Source organism: Mycolicibacterium sichuanense, from assembly GCF_033741125.1.
Taxonomy (GTDB): Bacteria; Actinomycetota; Actinomycetes; order Mycobacteriales; family Mycobacteriaceae; genus Mycobacterium.
In genome coordinates, this window is the sequence record NZ_JAWQPU010000006.1 from 33,422 (window position 1) to 49,010 (window position 15,589).

The 15,589-nt window shown below is 67.1% G+C and carries 15 protein-coding genes and 1 tRNA gene; 9 read left to right on the forward strand and 7 right to left on the reverse strand.

Going from position 1 to position 15,589, the window contains the following annotated elements:
* The first annotated feature begins 20 nt into the window (after window positions 1-20).
* Entirely contained in the window at window positions 21-1,391 is a 1,371-nt protein-coding gene (locus tag SBI80_RS18500) for an NAD(P)/FAD-dependent oxidoreductase (protein WP_318976279.1), read from the forward strand.
* Here SBI80_RS18500 and SBI80_RS18505 read toward each other — a convergent pair.
* Window positions 1,377-1,453 (reverse strand) — tRNA-Leu (locus tag SBI80_RS18505). The two genes, SBI80_RS18500 and SBI80_RS18505, sit on opposite strands and share 15 nt — an antisense overlap.
* 95 nt (window positions 1,454-1,548) lie before the next feature.
* Here SBI80_RS18505 and SBI80_RS18510 point away from each other — a divergent pair.
* The 6 genes from SBI80_RS18510 to SBI80_RS18535 all read left to right on the forward strand — a co-directional run bounded on the left by SBI80_RS18510 (window position 1,549) and on the right by SBI80_RS18535 (window position 7,423).
* A complete protein-coding gene (locus tag SBI80_RS18510) occupies window positions 1,549-2,157 on the forward strand; it encodes a two-component system response regulator PdtaR (protein WP_318976280.1) in 609 nt (202 codons plus the stop codon).
* Between the two features lie 176 nt (window positions 2,158-2,333).
* Window positions 2,334-3,545 (forward strand): branched-chain amino acid ABC transporter substrate-binding protein, encoded by a 1,212-nt coding sequence (locus SBI80_RS18515; protein ID WP_318976281.1) that lies wholly within the window; start codon window positions 2,334-2,336, stop codon window positions 3,543-3,545.
* Between the two features lie 75 nt (window positions 3,546-3,620).
* On the forward strand, window positions 3,621-4,631 hold the full coding sequence (locus tag SBI80_RS18520; protein WP_318976282.1) for a branched-chain amino acid ABC transporter permease: 1,011 nt from the start codon (window positions 3,621-3,623) through the stop codon (window positions 4,629-4,631).
* Window positions 4,628-5,836 carry a branched-chain amino acid ABC transporter permease gene (locus SBI80_RS18525; RefSeq protein ID WP_318976283.1) on the forward strand — a complete coding sequence of 403 codons (1,209 nt, stop codon included), beginning with the start codon at window positions 4,628-4,630 and terminating at the stop codon, window positions 5,834-5,836. Before SBI80_RS18520 ends, SBI80_RS18525 begins: the two co-directional genes overlap by 4 nt.
* Window positions 5,833-6,672, forward strand: coding sequence for an ABC transporter ATP-binding protein (locus SBI80_RS18530; RefSeq protein ID WP_318976284.1), 840 nt, complete (start codon window positions 5,833-5,835; stop codon window positions 6,670-6,672). Before SBI80_RS18525 ends, SBI80_RS18530 begins: the two co-directional genes overlap by 4 nt.
* Window positions 6,656-7,423 (forward strand): ABC transporter ATP-binding protein, encoded by a 768-nt coding sequence (locus SBI80_RS18535; protein WP_318976285.1) that lies wholly within the window; start codon window positions 6,656-6,658, stop codon window positions 7,421-7,423. Before SBI80_RS18530 ends, SBI80_RS18535 begins: the two co-directional genes overlap by 17 nt.
* An 18-nt stretch (window positions 7,424-7,441) precedes the next feature.
* Here SBI80_RS18535 and SBI80_RS18540 read toward each other — a convergent pair whose 3' ends face one another.
* The 5 genes from SBI80_RS18540 to SBI80_RS18560 form a co-directional block, all read right to left on the reverse strand.
* Entirely contained in the window at window positions 7,442-7,669 is a 228-nt protein-coding gene (locus tag SBI80_RS18540) for a DUF167 domain-containing protein (RefSeq protein WP_318976286.1), read from the reverse strand.
* A gap of 25 nt (window positions 7,670-7,694) precedes the next feature.
* Window positions 7,695-8,930: a lipid-transfer protein gene (locus SBI80_RS18545; RefSeq protein WP_318976287.1), complete on the reverse strand. Its 1,236-nt coding sequence runs from the start codon at window positions 8,928-8,930 to the stop codon at window positions 7,695-7,697.
* Window positions 8,927-9,379, reverse strand: a complete 453-nt coding sequence (locus SBI80_RS18550) for a Zn-ribbon domain-containing OB-fold protein (protein WP_318976288.1) — start codon at window positions 9,377-9,379, stop codon at window positions 8,927-8,929. The genes SBI80_RS18545 and SBI80_RS18550 overlap by 4 nt, the downstream gene beginning before the upstream one ends.
* Before the next feature lie 67 nt (window positions 9,380-9,446).
* The gene (locus SBI80_RS18555) at window positions 9,447-10,118 is read right to left on the reverse strand and encodes an alpha/beta fold hydrolase (RefSeq protein WP_318976289.1); all 672 of its coding nucleotides are present in this window, start codon (window positions 10,116-10,118) and stop codon (window positions 9,447-9,449) included.
* A 2-nt stretch (window positions 10,119-10,120) separates the two neighbouring features.
* The gene (locus SBI80_RS18560) at window positions 10,121-11,266 is read right to left on the reverse strand and encodes an FAD-dependent monooxygenase (RefSeq protein ID WP_318976290.1); all 1,146 of its coding nucleotides are present in this window, start codon (window positions 11,264-11,266) and stop codon (window positions 10,121-10,123) included.
* Between the two features lie 70 nt (window positions 11,267-11,336).
* Between SBI80_RS18560 and SBI80_RS18565 the strand changes: the two genes are divergently transcribed.
* Together SBI80_RS18565 and polA are read left to right on the forward strand one after the other, a co-directional pair.
* Window positions 11,337-12,227 carry a LysR family transcriptional regulator gene (locus SBI80_RS18565; protein ID WP_318976291.1) on the forward strand — a complete coding sequence of 297 codons (891 nt, stop codon included), beginning with the start codon at window positions 11,337-11,339 and terminating at the stop codon, window positions 12,225-12,227.
* A 45-nt stretch (window positions 12,228-12,272) separates the two neighbouring features.
* On the forward strand, window positions 12,273-14,933 hold the full coding sequence (gene polA, locus SBI80_RS18570) for a DNA polymerase I (protein WP_318976678.1): 2,661 nt from the start codon (window positions 12,273-12,275) through the stop codon (window positions 14,931-14,933).
* Here polA and SBI80_RS18575 read toward each other — a convergent pair.
* Window positions 14,930-15,568, reverse strand: coding sequence for a LysE family translocator (locus SBI80_RS18575; RefSeq protein ID WP_318976292.1), 639 nt, complete (start codon window positions 15,566-15,568; stop codon window positions 14,930-14,932). The genes polA and SBI80_RS18575 overlap by 4 nt on opposite strands.
* Between the last annotated feature and the right edge of the window lie 21 nt (window positions 15,569-15,589).

A 15,589-nucleotide genomic window follows, 5' to 3' on the forward strand; every position in this document is an offset into this window, starting at 1 on the left:
CCGCCGGAGGGTCGAAGAACATGTCCAACGGACACGCAGTGGTTTGCGGTGCCAGCATCGCCGGTCTACTCGCAGCCAAGGTGTTGTCGGAGTTCCATCGAGCCGTCACGGTGGTCGAACGTGACGTACTGCCCGAACTCACCTCCCAGCGACGGGGGGTATCGCAGGGCCAGCATCTGCATCAAATGCTCAGTGGTGGCGTGCCGTATCTCGTCGAATCGTTTCCCGGCATCCTCGACGAACTCGAATCGGCCGGCGCCATCGTCGTTCATGGTCCCGATGACCCTGCACGATTTCATCTCGCCGTCGGCCAAACCGTCTTCTGCAAGACGGGGCGGTTGACCCGGTCCGCAGACATGGTGCTGGTATTGGCGAGCCGGCCACTACTGGAGACGGTGATCCGACGGCGAGTGCGTGCGATTCCCCACGTCACGTTCCTGGATGGACACGACGTCGTCGAACCCACCATCGATCCCACCGGACGCGTGACCGGAGTTCACGTCGTCGAACTCCAGACCGGTCGCGACGTGGTGTTGCGCGCTGACCTGGTCGTCGACGCAACCGGGCGCGCCGCGCGTACTCCGGCGTTCCTGCAGGCCCATGGCTTCGCACGTCCGCAAGAACGCAGATATGCGATTCAGCTGAGTTATTCGAGCCAGTTCTTCCGCGTTGCCCCCGGTGCGTTCACCGAACAGGCGGTGGTCAATGCCCCTTCGCTTGCCGTGCCCGAGGGGGCAGGGGTCCTGGCCTACGAGGACGGGACCGTCGTCGTGACGGTCATCGGCCTCGCCGGTCGGAACACTCCGCTGGGACAACCCGAGTTCCTCGAGTCGGCGACCCGGTTTCTGCCCGCTCACGTCGGAGATGCGCTGCGCGACGGGCAGCCGACCGGCGAGGTCTTCAGGCAGCGGTATCCGGCCAGTGTCTGGCGCCGCTACGACAAGCTCGTCCGCTTCCCGCCGGGCTTCCTCGTCATCGGTGACGCGGTGTGCAGTTTCAATCCCGTCTACGGCCAAGGCATGACTTCTGCGGCGATGCAGGCAGCAGCGCTTCGCCGGTGCTTGGCCGCCGGAACCGACCGGCTGAGCCAACGATTCTTCGGCGCCTCGGCACGGAGGCTCGCCCCAATTTGGTGGAAGAATCGACTCTTCGACTTCGCCATCATTCCGTCCAGTGGATGGCGGGGCAGACTTCAGAAACTGGTCAATGCCGGTTTGAACGAGGTGTATTCGGCCGCGGTGACGGACGTGGTCCTCACCGAGACGATCTTCAGGCAGATGCAACTGCTCGGCCGACCCACCGACATCCTGCGGCCATCGACGTTGAAGAGGGTGATCGTGCGCGAACGCCGGCAGACCGTCCGTCGTAGGTCCTTCTGGTGCCCTCGGTGAGACTCGAACTCACACTGCACGGGTTTTGAATCCGTTTCCTCTGCCAATTGGGATACGAGGGCATTCGCGGTGCGGTTTCCCACCATAGATGATCGGCTCGGAGACCCGGCACGGCCCCGCGGTCGCTGTTATGCGCCGCGCACGGGACAATGAGGCCATGACCGGGTCAACGACGGATGCCGACAAACCACACCGCGTCCTCATCGCCGAAGACGAGGCACTCATTCGCATGGATCTCGCCGAGATGCTGCGCGACGAGGGCTATGAAGTGGTGGGGGAGGCCGGTGACGGCCAGGAGGCAGTCGAGCTCGCCGAGAGCCTGCGGCCCGACCTCGTCATCATGGACGTCAAGATGCCGCGCCGCGACGGCATCGACGCCGCCGCCGAGATCGCCACCAAGCGCATCGCTCCGATCTTGATACTCACCGCCTTCTCTCAGCGTGAGCTGGTGGAGAAGGCCCGCGATGCCGGCGCCATGGCGTATCTGGTCAAGCCCTTCTCCATCACCGACTTGATTCCGGCGATCGAGTTGGCGGTCAGTCGATTCGGCGAGATCACCGCGCTGGAGTCCGAAGTCGCCACGCTGTCGGACCGGTTGGAGACCCGCAAGCTGGTCGAGCGCGCCAAGGGTTTGCTCCAGTCGAAGCAGAAGATGACCGAACCCGAAGCCTTCAAGTGGATTCAACGCGCGGCGATGGATCGCCGCACCACGATGCGACGGGTGGCGGAGGTCGTGCTCGAGACGTTGGACGCGCCCGAGACGTAACGAACGCATTTCGCGACGCGTCGTTTCGCCCGCATACACAGGCGACACTCAGTCCGCGTTCGTCAACATCGCGCACCGCTGCGATGTGTTGGCTATGTTCTAGCGGAAGCATCGGCGCCCCGGGGGACGTGACCTGCGTCGCCGGTGCCAATGACAACGTCGACACGGAGGTGAACGTGCGCGCTCGCATGGCACGTAATGCATTTGCTCTCGGGGGGGCGGGCTTGCTCGTGCTCGGCATCGCTGGTTGCAGCCAGTCGGCGCCGGAGCAGAGTTCGTCCCAGTCGAACCTGAAGATCGTCGAGCAGGTTCAGATCGACGAGAACGGCGCCGAGGTGAAGACCGCCGAGGGCGCCAAGCCAGCCGATCCCACCGGTGACGGCAAGGCGACCTGCCCGCCGGTGTCCATCGCAATGGCCGGTGCCCTCAACGGACCCGACGCGGCCCTCGGCATCAACATCAAGAACGGCGTGCAGCTGGCGATCGACAAGCACAATGCCGCCAACCCGGGCTGCCAGGTCCAGCTGAAGCCGTTCGATACCGAGGGTGACCCGCAGAAGGCCACCGCCGTCGCCCCCCAGATCGTCGACGACCAGTACACGATCGGCCTGGTCGGCCCGGCGTTCTCCGGTGAGACCAAGGCCACCGGCACGGTGTTCGATCAGGCTGGACTCGTCGCCGCCACCGCGTCGGCCACCAACCCGACGTTGAGCCAGAACGGGTGGAAGACCTTCTTCCGCGGGCTGGCCAACGACGCCGTGCAGGGCCCGTCGGTCGCCAACTACCTGAAGAACACCCTCGGCTACAAGAAGGTCTGCGTCGTCGACGACAGCACCGACTACGGCCTCGGCCTGGCCATCCCGGTCCGCGAGACCCTCGGCCCCGTCGCCGATTCGGCCTGCAACATCCAGGTCAAGAAGGGCGACAAGGACTTCTCCGCCGCCGTTACTCAGATCAAGGGCGTCAGCCCGGACGCCGTGTTCTACAGCGGCTACTACTCCGAGGCCGCGCCGTTCGTGCAGCAGCTCAAGGACGGCGGAGTCACCGCGACCTTCGTCAGCGCCGACGGCACCAAGGACCCCGAGTTCGTCAAACAGGCGGGTGAGGCGTCCAAGGGCTCGATCCTGTCCTGCCCGTGCGGCCCGGCCACCGGAACGTTCGCCGACGAGTACACCAAGAAGTTCGGCCAGGAGCCCGGCACGTACAGCACCGAGGGTTACGACCTGGGAACCATCCTGCTGAAGGGCATCGACTCGGGTGCCATCACCCGGCCGGCCCTGCTGGACTACGTCAAGAACTACAACGGTCAGGGCGTGGCGCGTAACTACCAGTGGTCGCCCACCGGTGAGCTCACAACCAACCTGATCTGGATCTTCAAGGTTCAGTAGCCGCTGATACGAGGCGCGTCCCAGCCCACGGTTCGGACGCGCCTCGTATCCGTCATCCACGAGGAGCCGCCGCCAGTGCTATTGGCCGCCAACATAAACTTCAACGTCGACGGCCTGATCAACGGCTTCTGGCAGTTGACCATCGACGGGCTGTCGTGGGGCGCCATCTACGCCCTGGTGGCCGTCGGCTACACACTGGTGTTCGGCGTGCTGCGGCTGATCAACTTCGCCCACTCCGAGATCTTCATGCTTGGCATGTTCGGCACCTACTTCTGCCTGGATCTGATCCTGGGATTCGCGCCGAGTGGCAATGCCTACAACAAGGGCGTCATCCTGACCATCGCCTATCTGGCGATCGCCATGGTCTTCGCGATGCTGGTATCCGGTTCGGCCGCCGTCGGTTTGGAGTTCATCGCCTACCGGCCGCTGCGGCGCCGCAACGCGCGACCGCTGACCTTCCTCATCACCGCCATCGGAATGTCATTCGTCCTGCAGGAATTCGTGCACTTCATCCTGCCGCACATCATCAAGGGGTACGGCGGGTCGAACGCCCAGCAGCCGATCATCCTGGTGCAGCCCAAGACTCAGTTCACCGTCTTCGGGGCCACCGTCACCAACGTGACGTTGGTGATCGTCGTGGCGGCGCTGGTGCTCGCACTGCTCACCGACATCGCGATCAACCGCACCAAGTTCGGCCGCGGCATCCGGGCCGTGGCGCAGGACTCGACCACCGCGACCCTGATGGGCGTCTCCCGCGAACGCATCATCATGACTACGTTCCTGATCGGTGGCCTGCTCGCCGGCGCCGCGGCCCTGCTCTACACGCTGAAGGTGCCGCAGGGCATCATCTACTCCGGTGGCTTCCTGCTCGGCATCAAGGCGTTCTCGGCGGCGGTCCTCGGTGGCATCGGCAACCTGCGCGGTGCGCTGCTGGGCGGCCTGATCCTCGGCGTGATGGAGAACTACGGTCAGGCGGTCTTCGGCACCCAGTGGCGTGACGTCGTGGCCTTCGTCCTGCTGGTGCTGGTGTTGCTGGTCCGCCCCACCGGCATCCTTGGTGAGAGCCTCGGGAAGGCGCGCGCATGAGTCACCAGGCGGAACCGAAGACGCCGAACGGCGCGACACCGGCGGGACGGCTCCTCGCTCCCGGCGACGGGTTGCGGCACTGGTGGGCGGGCCTGGCCCGTCCGCAGAAGTGGATCTTCGGCGTCATCGGCTTCGGTCTGCTGGCGCTGCTGCCGCTGTACACCCCGGGCTTCATCGACACCCCGGGAATCAGCTTCGGCGGCACCATGGCGGCCTTCGTGATGATCGCGATCATCGCGATCGGCCTCAACGTCGTCGTCGGCCAGGCGGGTCTGCTGGATCTCGGTTACGTCGGCTTCTACGCGGTCGGCGCCTACACGGTCGCGCTACTCACCAGCCCCGACAGCCCGTGGAACAGGGTGGGGGCCACCGGTTTCTTCAGCAAGGACTGGGCGTGGCTGTCGTGCGTGCCGATCGCGATGGCCGTGACGGCGCTGGCCGGTCTGATCCTCGGCACGCCGACGCTGCGCCTGCGCGGTGACTACCTGGCGATCGTGACACTCGGCTTCGGCGAGATCATCCGCCTGCTCGCCGACAATCTCTCCGACATCACCAACGGCTCGCGCGGCCTGAACCAGATCGCCTACCCCCGGGTCGGGGAGAGCGAGCGCCTGCCCAACGGCGTGTTCTCCAGCGGCAACTCGTCGGGCCACGCCAACTACGGCACCTGGTGGTTCTGGCTCGGCCTGGTGCTGATGATCGGCATCCTGCTGCTGGTCGGCAACCTGGAACGCAGCCGGGTCGGGCGCGCCTGGGTGGCCATCCGCGAGGACGAGGACGCCGCAGAGGTGATGGGCGTCAACACGTTCCGCTTCAAACTGTGGGCGTTCGTGATCGGGGCGGGTATCGGTGGTCTGTCCGGTGCGCTCTACGCCGGGCAGGTGCAGTACGTGGCGCCGACCAACTTCAACATCATCAACTCAATGCTGTTCCTGGTGGCCGTCGTGCTCGGCGGCCAGGGCAACAAGCTCGGCGTCATCTTCGGTGCGTTCATCATCGTGTACCTGCCCAACCGGTTGCTCGGCGTGCATCTGTTCGGGGTCAACCTCGGTGACCTGAAGTACCTGTTCTTCGGTCTGGCGCTGGTGGTGCTGATGATCTTCCGGCCGCAGGGCCTGTTCCCCGTCCGCCAGCAGCTGCTCGCCTACGCCAAGTCCGCGCAGAAGCTGTTGGGCAAGGCCGACGATTCGAAGGCAGCCGCATGAGTGAACCCGTAATCGACGAGGAACTCGCCGCCCTGCACCGCGACGTCAACGCCGCCGAGGGCGAAACCCTCTTGGCGACGCAGGATTTGACCGTCAAGTTCGGCGGGCTCACGGCGCTGGATGCCGTGACCTTCGACATCAAGCGCGGGGAGATCCTGGGGCTGATCGGGCCCAACGGTGCCGGCAAGACCACCTGCTTCAACGCGATCACCGGGGTGTACCGGCCGACGTCGGGCACGGTGACCTTCGACGGCGCCCCGCTGGGCAAGATCAAGCGCCACGAGATCACCCGACGCGGGATCGCCAGGACGTTTCAGAACATCCGGCTCTGGGGTGAGATGACGGCGCTGGAGAACGTCGTCGTCGGCACCGACGCGCGGCACAAGACCTCGGTTCCCGGTGCGCTCGTCCGCACGCCGCGGCACCGGCGCGAGGAGAAGTCCGCCATCGAGAAGGCCGTCGCTCTGCTGCAATTCGTCGGCATCTCCCAGCGCGCGGACGAGAAGGCCAAGAACCTGCCCTACGGTGATCAGCGTCGGCTGGAGATCGCCAGGGCCTTGGCCACCGAGCCCAAGCTGCTCTGCCTCGACGAGCCCGCGGCCGGTTTCAACCCGAGCGAGAAGTCCGCACTCATCGAGTTGATCCAGGCGATCCGCGACGACGGCTACACCGTGCTGCTGATCGAGCACGACATGCGGTTGGTCATGGGTGTGACCGATCGAATCGTCGTCCTCGAATTCGGGCGGAAGATCGCCGACGGTCTGCCCGCCGAGATCCGCGAAGACCCAGCGGTCATCACCGCTTACCTGGGGGTGCCCGATGACGAACTCGAGTGAGCCGACCGAAACCGCCCAGAGCGACCCGCGGCCGGTGCTGCTGGAGGTTCGCGACGTCGTGGTGCACTACGGCAGAATCCAAGCGCTGCACGGCGTCTCGTTGAAGGTGCATCAGGGCGAGCTCGTCACGCTGCTCGGATCCAACGGCGCCGGCAAGACCACCATGATGCGGGCCATCTCGGGGTTGCGTCCGCTCACATCGGGGTCGGTCTGGTTCGAGGGCGAGGACGTCTCCAAGGTCAAGGCGCACAACCGCGTCACCAGCGGGCTCATCCAGGCGCCCGAGGGCCGCGGCGTGTTTCCCGGGATGACGGTCGTGGAGAACCTCGAAATGGGTTGCTATGGGCGCAAGTTCCCGAGCAAGGCCGAGCATCGCGAGCGCTTCGACTGGGTATTGGAGACCTTCCCCCGGCTGGCCGAGCGACGCAGCCAGGTCGGGGGCACCCTCTCGGGCGGTGAGCAGCAGATGCTCGCGATCGGCCGGGCGCTGATGGCCCGACCGAAGGTGCTGCTGCTCGACGAGCCGTCGATGGGATTGGCGCCGATGGTGATCTCGCAGATCTTCAAGATCATCTCCGAGATCAACGAGCAGGGGACGACGGTGCTGCTCGTCGAGCAGAACGCCCAGCAGGCGCTGAGCCGCTCGGACCGGGCTTACATCCTGGAGACCGGCGCGGTGACCCGCTCCGGCAATGCGCGAGAACTGTTGGCCGACGACAGCATTCGCGCCTCCTACCTCGGCGTGGCCTGATCCCACCCGCCGCAGCGCTCAGGTGATGCGGAAGCGTTTGACCCGCGCCGTCGCGCCGCCGACCAATTCGACTTGGCTCCTTGGTACACCGAGATGTTCGGCCAGTAGCCGGGTGACGGCGTCGTTGGCCTTGCCGTCGACTGCGCGTTGCGGAACGAAGACGGTGAGTTCGCCGTCCTCGCCGACCTCGACCAGCGGACCCTTCCGGCTGCCGGGCTTGACGCGAACCGAGACGATGCCGGACATGGGCCCCATTCAACGCCCGCGCGTGTCAGCGCGCGACGATCACCGAAGAGCCGTGGCCGAACAGACCCTGGTTCGCGGTCACCCCGACGGTCGCGCCTTCGACCTGGCGGCCGGTCGCCTGCCCCTTGAGCTGCCAGTGCAATTCGCAGACCTGGGCGATCGCCTGGGCCGGAATGGCCTCGCCGAAGCACGCCAACCCACCCGACGGGTTGACCGGAACCCGGCCGCCGATCGTGGTGGCGCCGCTGCGCAGCAACTGCTCGGCCTCGCCCTTGGCGCACAGCCCGAGATGCTCGTACCAATCCAACTCGAGCGCCGTCGAGAGGTCGTACACCTCGGCCAGGCTGACGTCCTCGGGCCCGATGCCCGCCTCGGCGTACGCGGCGTCGAGGATCTGATCCTTGAACACCCGGTCGGGTGCCGGCACCACCGCGGTCGAGTCGGTGGCGATGTCCGGCAGTTCGGGGAGGTGCTGCGGGTAGCGGGGGGTGACGGTGGACACCGCGCGCACCGAGGGAACGCCATCGAGTGACCCAAGGTGCTTCTCTGCGAACGACTTGCTCGCCACGATGAGGGCAGCGGCACCATCGGAGGTGGCGCAGATGTCGAGCTGGCGCAGCGGGTCGGACACCACCGGGCTGTTCAGCACGTCCTCGACCGCGGACTCCTTGCGGTAGCGGGCATTCGGGTTCTGCAGCCCGTGCCGGGAGTTCTTCACCTTGACCTGTGCGAAGTCCTCGGACGTCGCGCCGTAGAGGTCCATCCTGCGGCGAGCCAGCAGTGCGAAGTAGACCGGGTTCATCGCGCCGATCAGATGGAAGCGCTGCCAGTCCGGATCGTTCTTGCGCTCGCCACCGACGGGTGCGAAGGCCCCCTTGGGGGTGGTATCGGCGCCGATGACGAGGGCGACGTCGCAGAACCCGGCGAGGATGTGTGCCCGTGCGCTCTGCAGGGCTTGTGAACCCGAGGCACAGGCAGCGTAGCTCGAGCTGACCGGCACGCCGTTCCAGCCGAGCTTCTGGGCGAAGGTCGACCCGGCGATGAAACCGGGGTAACCGTTGCGGATCGTGTCGGCACCTGCCACGAGTTGGATTTGACGCCAGTCCAGGCCGGCCTCGGCCAGCGCCGCACGAGCGGCGACGACGCCGTACTCGGTGAAGTCGTGCCCCCACTTGCCCCACGGGTGCATGCCCGCACCCAGGATGTACAGCGGGTCCGGCGCGCCGGAGCGAAGCGACTCGGGGGCTGTCTCGGGTGTCATTCGGCGATCCTCCAGGCATGGACGCTGCGCACGAACCCGTCGGCGTCGGTGTAGAGCGGCATGGTGGTCAGCTCCATCTCCATGCCGACCACGAGATCCGCCGCGACGGTCCCGGTGACGACCTTGCCGAGGATGATCAGGCCCTCGTCGGCCAGCTCGACCGCGGCGATGGCGAACGGCTCGAACGGGTCCGCGGCCGGGTACGGAGCGGGTGGGGGGTAGCGGTTCTCGGTGTAGCTCCACACCTTCCCGCGCCGGGACAGCGGGACCCGGTCGAGCCGGTCACCGTCGCAGGCCGGGTTTGGGCAATTGTTCTCCCGCGGCGGAAAGACGTAGGTACCGCACCGGGTGCACTTGCCCGCCACCAGGTGGGTGCGGCCGTCGTCGTCGGTGTCGAACCACCCGTCGATGGCCGGTAGTTGCGCTTGCGCGTCGGTAGATCCTGGCACGCGGTCAGCGTAATCGATCTCGGTCGCCGAACTGCAACGTGTTGCAGTTTTGGGTCGTGGCTGACGGCTACGGGGCGACGTCGAGCAGGATCCGCACCAGATCGTCGGGATTGTCGCGCATCAGGTTGTGCCCACCGTCCAGTTCGTGGGTGACCCAGGATGGGTCGTCCCGGACCCGCTCGTAGGACGCACGCATCGGTGAGTCGCCCGGCCATCGCAGGGCGTAGACGAAGTCACGGCGGCGTACCGATGCGACGTCGCGGGCGAGCTCGATCGGCTGCAGGAAGGAAGCCAGCGGATGGGCGCTCGCGCGGGGATCGAAGTAGGGCAGCGGCGGGACGCCGTACCCCGTGTCATCGACGCCGACGTACCACGCCCGCTGCTCGTCGTTGACCAGGTCCCAGCACGACTCGCCGTTCCTCGGCACCAGCGCGTCGAGGTAGACCAGCGAATCCACCTGTGCGGGAAGCCGATCCGCGACCGCGGTGATGACCATGCCGCCATAGCTGTGTCCGACGAGCACCAGATCGGCGGCGTCGTCCTCCGCGGCGAGGGCGGACAGGACGTCGGTGACGTGGGTGTCCAGGTTGACTCCGGCGTTGGCGAGATGGTGCCGTTCGGCGACCCCGGTCAACGTGTAGGCCAACACCCGGTGCCCGCGTGCGCGCAGGGCATGGGCGAGGTCGTCGAAGCACCAGGCGCCGTGGCAGGCGCCCGGAATGAGGACGAAGGTGGCCATGGTCAGCTCCCGTCTGCGTTGGTGTCGCGTCGGTATCCGGCGGTGACGGCGGCCAGTTCGTCGGGCGAGGGCCCCGCTGCGAGCATCGCCCGGCTCGCGGTGACGACGGTGGCGGTCTCGGCCCGGCGACGTGACTCGTAGTCGCACAGTCCGTTTCGCCGATCACGCGCGAGCGCGTCGGCCAGAGCCACGCCGTCGATGATCGCCTGCGAACCACCGTTCGCGCCGACCGGGTACATCGGGTGGGCGGCATCGCCGAGCAACGTGACCCGGCCGTGGCCGTCGGGGTCGGACCACCACGGCAGGGGATCGCGGTCCACCATCGGGTACTCGAACACCGCCTCCGTGCCCCGCACCAACGCGGGGAGGTCCAGCCAGTCCAACCGGAACTCGGCGAGATGCGCGACGACGGTGTCCGGGTCGGCCCGAGCATTCCAATTGGCATCGCGAGGGAGGGCGCCCGGTGGCGCCGCGTCGACCTGCACCACCCAGTTGACGAGTCCGTTGCCGATGGGATAGGTGATGACCTCGACTCCTGGGCCCTTGACGATCGCCATCGTCCGGCCATCGAGGAACGCCGGCATTCGCGTCGCACCGCGGAACATCGTCCGCCCCGACCACGACAGGGGGTCACCGGTGGGATGCAATTGGGCCCGTACGGCCGAATGGATCCCGTCTGCGCCGACCAGCGCGTCGGCGGCCAGCGATCGGGCCGTGGTGTGCACCGAGACACCGTCTGATGACTCCCGAAAGGCGAGCAGCCGATGTCCGGTCCTGACCGCGTCGGGCCCCAGTCGGTCCCGGACGGCCGCCAGCAATAGCGTCTGCAGCCTGCCGCGGTGCACCGACAGCTGGGGGCGCCGGTACCCGCCGTCGAGCCCACGGGGTTCCCGTAGGAGCAGCCGGCCTCGGTGGTCGTAGAACTCGAGGATCCGCGGGGCTGCTGCGGCGGCCCCGATGACGTCGGCCAGGCCGAGGTGCTCGAGGGCCGCGACGGCGCGGGGCAACAGGTTGATGCCGACGCCCAGCGGCCGGAGTTCGGTCACCCCGTCGATGACGGTGGCGCGGATGCCGCGCGCGTGCAGCGCAAGTGCTGCCGTCAATCCGCCGATGCCGGCTCCGGCGATCAGGACGTCCTCAGCTGTCATGCCTTCAGCGTCGGCGCCGGCTTTCGATAAGTCCAATACATGTTCAGTACGGAAACTATCGTGAATGCTTATGGAATTGCGACAGCTGGACTACTTCGTCGCGGTCGCCGAGGAAGCGAACTTCACCAGGGCCGCCGGACGATTGCACGTGGCGCAGCCCGCCGTGAGCGCACAGATCCAGAAGCTCGAGCGCGAACTCGGGCAACCACTGCTGGATCGCTCGGCGCGGACCGTCAGGCTCACCGCCGCTGGCGAGGCTGCCCTGCCCCATGCCAGAGCTGCCCTGGCCGCCGTCCTCGACGTCCGGCGATCGGTCGACGAACTCACCGGCCTAATCAGGGGGACCGTGGCGATCGGCACGGTGACCGCACACGACGTCGACGTCCCGGGCCTGCTCGCCGACTTCCATGCCGACTACCCCGGGGTCGAGATCACGCTGGGTACCGACAACTCGAACGTCCTGATCGAGCACCTGCGCGCCGGCGTACTCGACGTCGCCATCGTCTCGGTCGGGTCCGACGAGCATCCCGACGGCCTGGACGTCGACGTCATCACCGACGAGGCCATCGACGCAGCGGTGAGCCACGACCACGAGCTGAGCGGCGCTGCGAGCATCGCGCTGGCCGACCTCGACGGACTGCCCTTGATCGCGCTGCCCGTCGGCACCGGTGTGCGGGCCCGGCTCGACCAGGCGTGCGCGACCGTCGGGATCACTCCGCGCATCGCCTTCGAGGCGTCGACGCCGATCGCCCTGGCCGAGCTCGCCGAGCGTGGGCTCGGCGTGGCCATCGTGCCGAGTTCGGTGTCCCGGTCGCGCCCCGGACTGCACGCCCTGCCCATCACCCCGCAGCTGCGCGGCCGGTTGGTGCTCGCTTGGCGCGCGGTCGGGCCGACGAATCCCGCCACCTCGGTGTTGGTGCAGATGGCACGGCATCGAATTCGTGTCGGCCGGGGTGAATAGAGTGAGGGCGTGAGCCCAGCCAAGACCGACACCAAGCCCACATTGATGCTGTTGGACGGCAACTCGCTGGCGTTTCGCGCCTTCTATGCGTTACCCGCGGAGAACTTCAAGACCCAGGGCGGTTTGACCACCAACGCGGTGTACGGCTTCACGGCCATGCTGATCAACCTGTTGCGCGACGAGCAGCCGACCCACATCGCCGCAGCCTTCGACGTGTCGCGGCAGACGTTCCGGTCCGAGAAGTATCCGGAGTACAAGGCGGGCCGTTCGGCCACTCCCGACGAGTTCCGCGGTCAGATCGACATCACCAAGGAAGTACTCGTCGCCCTGGGCATCACCGCTCTGGCGGAACCGGGTTTCGAGGCCGACGACATCATCGCCACCCTCGCCACCCAGGCCGAGGCGGAGGGCTACCGCGTGCTGGTCGTCACCGGTGACCGCGACGCCCTTCAGCTCGTCAGCCCCGACGTCACGGTGCTCTACCCGCGCAAGGGCGTGTCCGAGCTGACGCGCTTCACCCCCGACGCCGTCGTCGAGAAGTACGGCCTCACTCCCACCCAGTACCCGGACTTCGCAGCGTTGCGCGGCGATCCCAGCGACAACCTGCCCGGCATTCCAGGGGTGGGGGAGAAGACGGCCTCGAAGTGGATCGTCGAATACGGCTCGCTGCAGGCGCTCGTCGATCAGGTCGACACCGTCAAGGGCAAGGTCGGAGAGTCGTTGCGCGCCAACCTCTCCCACGTCATCCTCAACCGAGACCTGACCGAGCTGGTCAAGGACGTTCCGCTGGCGCAGACGCCGGATACGTTGCGCATGATGCCGTGGGATCGCGACCAGATCCACAGGCTGTTCGACGATCTCGAGTTCCGCGTCCTGCGCGACCGGTTGTTCGAGACGCTGGCTTCGGCGGACCCCGAGGTGGAGCAGGGCTTCGACGTGCGGGGCGGCGTACTGGAGCCCGGCCAGCTAAGCGCGTGGCTCGCCGAACACGCCACGGGGAAGAGGTTCGGTCTGGCCGTCGTGGGCACGCACCTGGCCTTCGATTCCGACGCCACCGCGGTGGCGATCGTGTCCGCCGATGGCGAGGGCTGCTACCTCGACACCGCAACGATGGACCCGGCCGACGAGGCCGCCTTGGCGGAGTGGCTCGCCGACCCCGCGCAGCCGAAGTCGCTGCACGAGGCCAAGCTGGCGATGCACGACCTGACCGGCCGCGGCTGGCACCTGGCCGGTGTCACCTCCGATACCGCGCTGGCGGCCTACCTGGTGCGACCGGGCCAGCGCAGCTTCGCGCTCGACGACCTGGCGGTGCGCTATCTCAAGCGTGAGCTGCGCGCGGAAAACCCCGAACAGCAACAACTCTCGCTTCTCGATGACACCGATGGCGTCGACGACCAGGCGGTGCAGACGTTGCTCCTGCGGGCGTCCGCGGTCGCCGACCTGGCCGACGCCCTCGACCAGGAACTCGAACGCATCGACTCCTCGGCGCTGCTGGGGGACATGGAATTGCCCGTGCAACGGGTGCTGGCCAAACTGGAACACACCGGCATCGCCGTCGACCAGGATCTCCTCGGCCAACTTCAGAGCCAGTTCGCGAACCTGATCCGCGACGCGGCCGAGGCCGCCTACGAGGTGATCGGCAAGCAGATCAACCTCGGTTCGCCCAAGCAGCTGCAGGTGGTGCTGTTCGACGAGCTCGAGATGCCGAAGACCAAGCGCACCAAGACGGGGTACACCACCGACGCCGATGCGCTGCAGGGACTCTTCGACAAGACGGGGCATCCCTTCTTGCAGCACTTGCTGGCCCACCGCGACGCCACCCGGCTCAAGGTGACGGTCGATGGGCTGCTCAACGCGGTCGGCTCCGACGGACGCATCCACACCACCTTCAACCAGACCATCGCGGCCACCGGACGGTTGTCGTCGACCGAACCCAACCTGCAGAACATCCCGATCCGCACCGAAGCCGGCCGCCAAATCCGCGACGGGTTCGTGGTGGGTGACGGCTACGCCGAGCTGATGACGGCGGACTACAGCCAAATCGAGATGCGCATCATGGCGCACCTGTCCGGTGACGAGGGTCTGATCGAGGCGTTCAACACCGGCGAGGACCTGCATTCGTTCGTCGCATCGAGGGCCTTCGGCGTGCCGATAGATGAGGTCACCGCCGAACTGCGCCGTCGCGTCAAGGCCATGTCCTACGGCCTGGCCTACGGCCTGAGCGCCTACGGGTTGGCGTCCCAGCTGAAGATCTCCACCGAGGAAGCCAAGGTGCAGATGGACGCCTACTTCTCACGCTTCGGCGGCGTCCGGGACTACCTGCAGTCCGTCGTCGAGCAGGCCCGCAAGGACGGCTACACCTCGACGGTGCTCGGCAGGCGGCGTTACCTGCCCGAACTGGACAGCAGCAACCGCAACGTCAGGGAGGCCGCCGAGCGCGCTGCACTGAACGCGCCGATCCAGGGCAGCGCGGCCGACATCATCAAGGTCGCGATGATCAACACCGACGCCGCAATCCAGGAAGCTGGCTTGAAATCCCGGATGCTGCTGCAGGTTCACGACGAATTGCTGTTCGAGGTGGCCGACGGCGAGCGCGACACCCTCGACGCCCTGGTACGCCACGAGATGGGCGGGGCGTACCCGCTGGACGTACCGCTCGAGGTGTCGGTGGGGTACGGCCGCAGCTGGGACGCCGCAGCGCACTAGCGCAGATCGGCAGCCAGACCCAGACCCAAGGCCATCAGGATGGCCCCCATGGCCCGTTCCATGCGTCGGCGAACATGGCTGCGGCTCAGGAGGTTTCGCGCGCGATTGGCGACGAGGACCACACCGAGACACCACGCCGTGTCGATGACGAGTTGAATCGCCGCCAGCACGAGCAAGGTGGCCAGCACCGGGCCGCTCGGCGGCAAGAACTGCGGCAGCACCACGATGCCGAACGCAGCCGCCTTCGGATTGGCCGCGATCGAGATCAGCGAGGCCCGGAACGCGGCGGCCGGTGTGCGGCCCCGCGGCGCCGGCGGCAGATCGACCGCGGCCGGGTGCTTGGCGTTGCGCCAGGCGCCGACGCCCAGACAGATCAGGATCGCCGCACCCACGACGTGGAGCACCACCGACAGCGCATGGTTGGCCATCAGGAGCACCGATAGGCCCGCTCCGCCCGCCAGCGTCCAGCCGAGGATTCCGATCTCGTTGCCGGCCACGGCCGCGAAGCCGGCCGCCCTGCCGTCGCGGATGGCCCGGTGCAGGAACAACGCCGTTGCCGGGCCGGGAAGGGCGGCGAGGACCACCGACGCCAGCACGAAACCCGGCAAGACGTGGACGACGTGCTGCAGCTGCATCGAGCCAGTATCCAGCAGCGG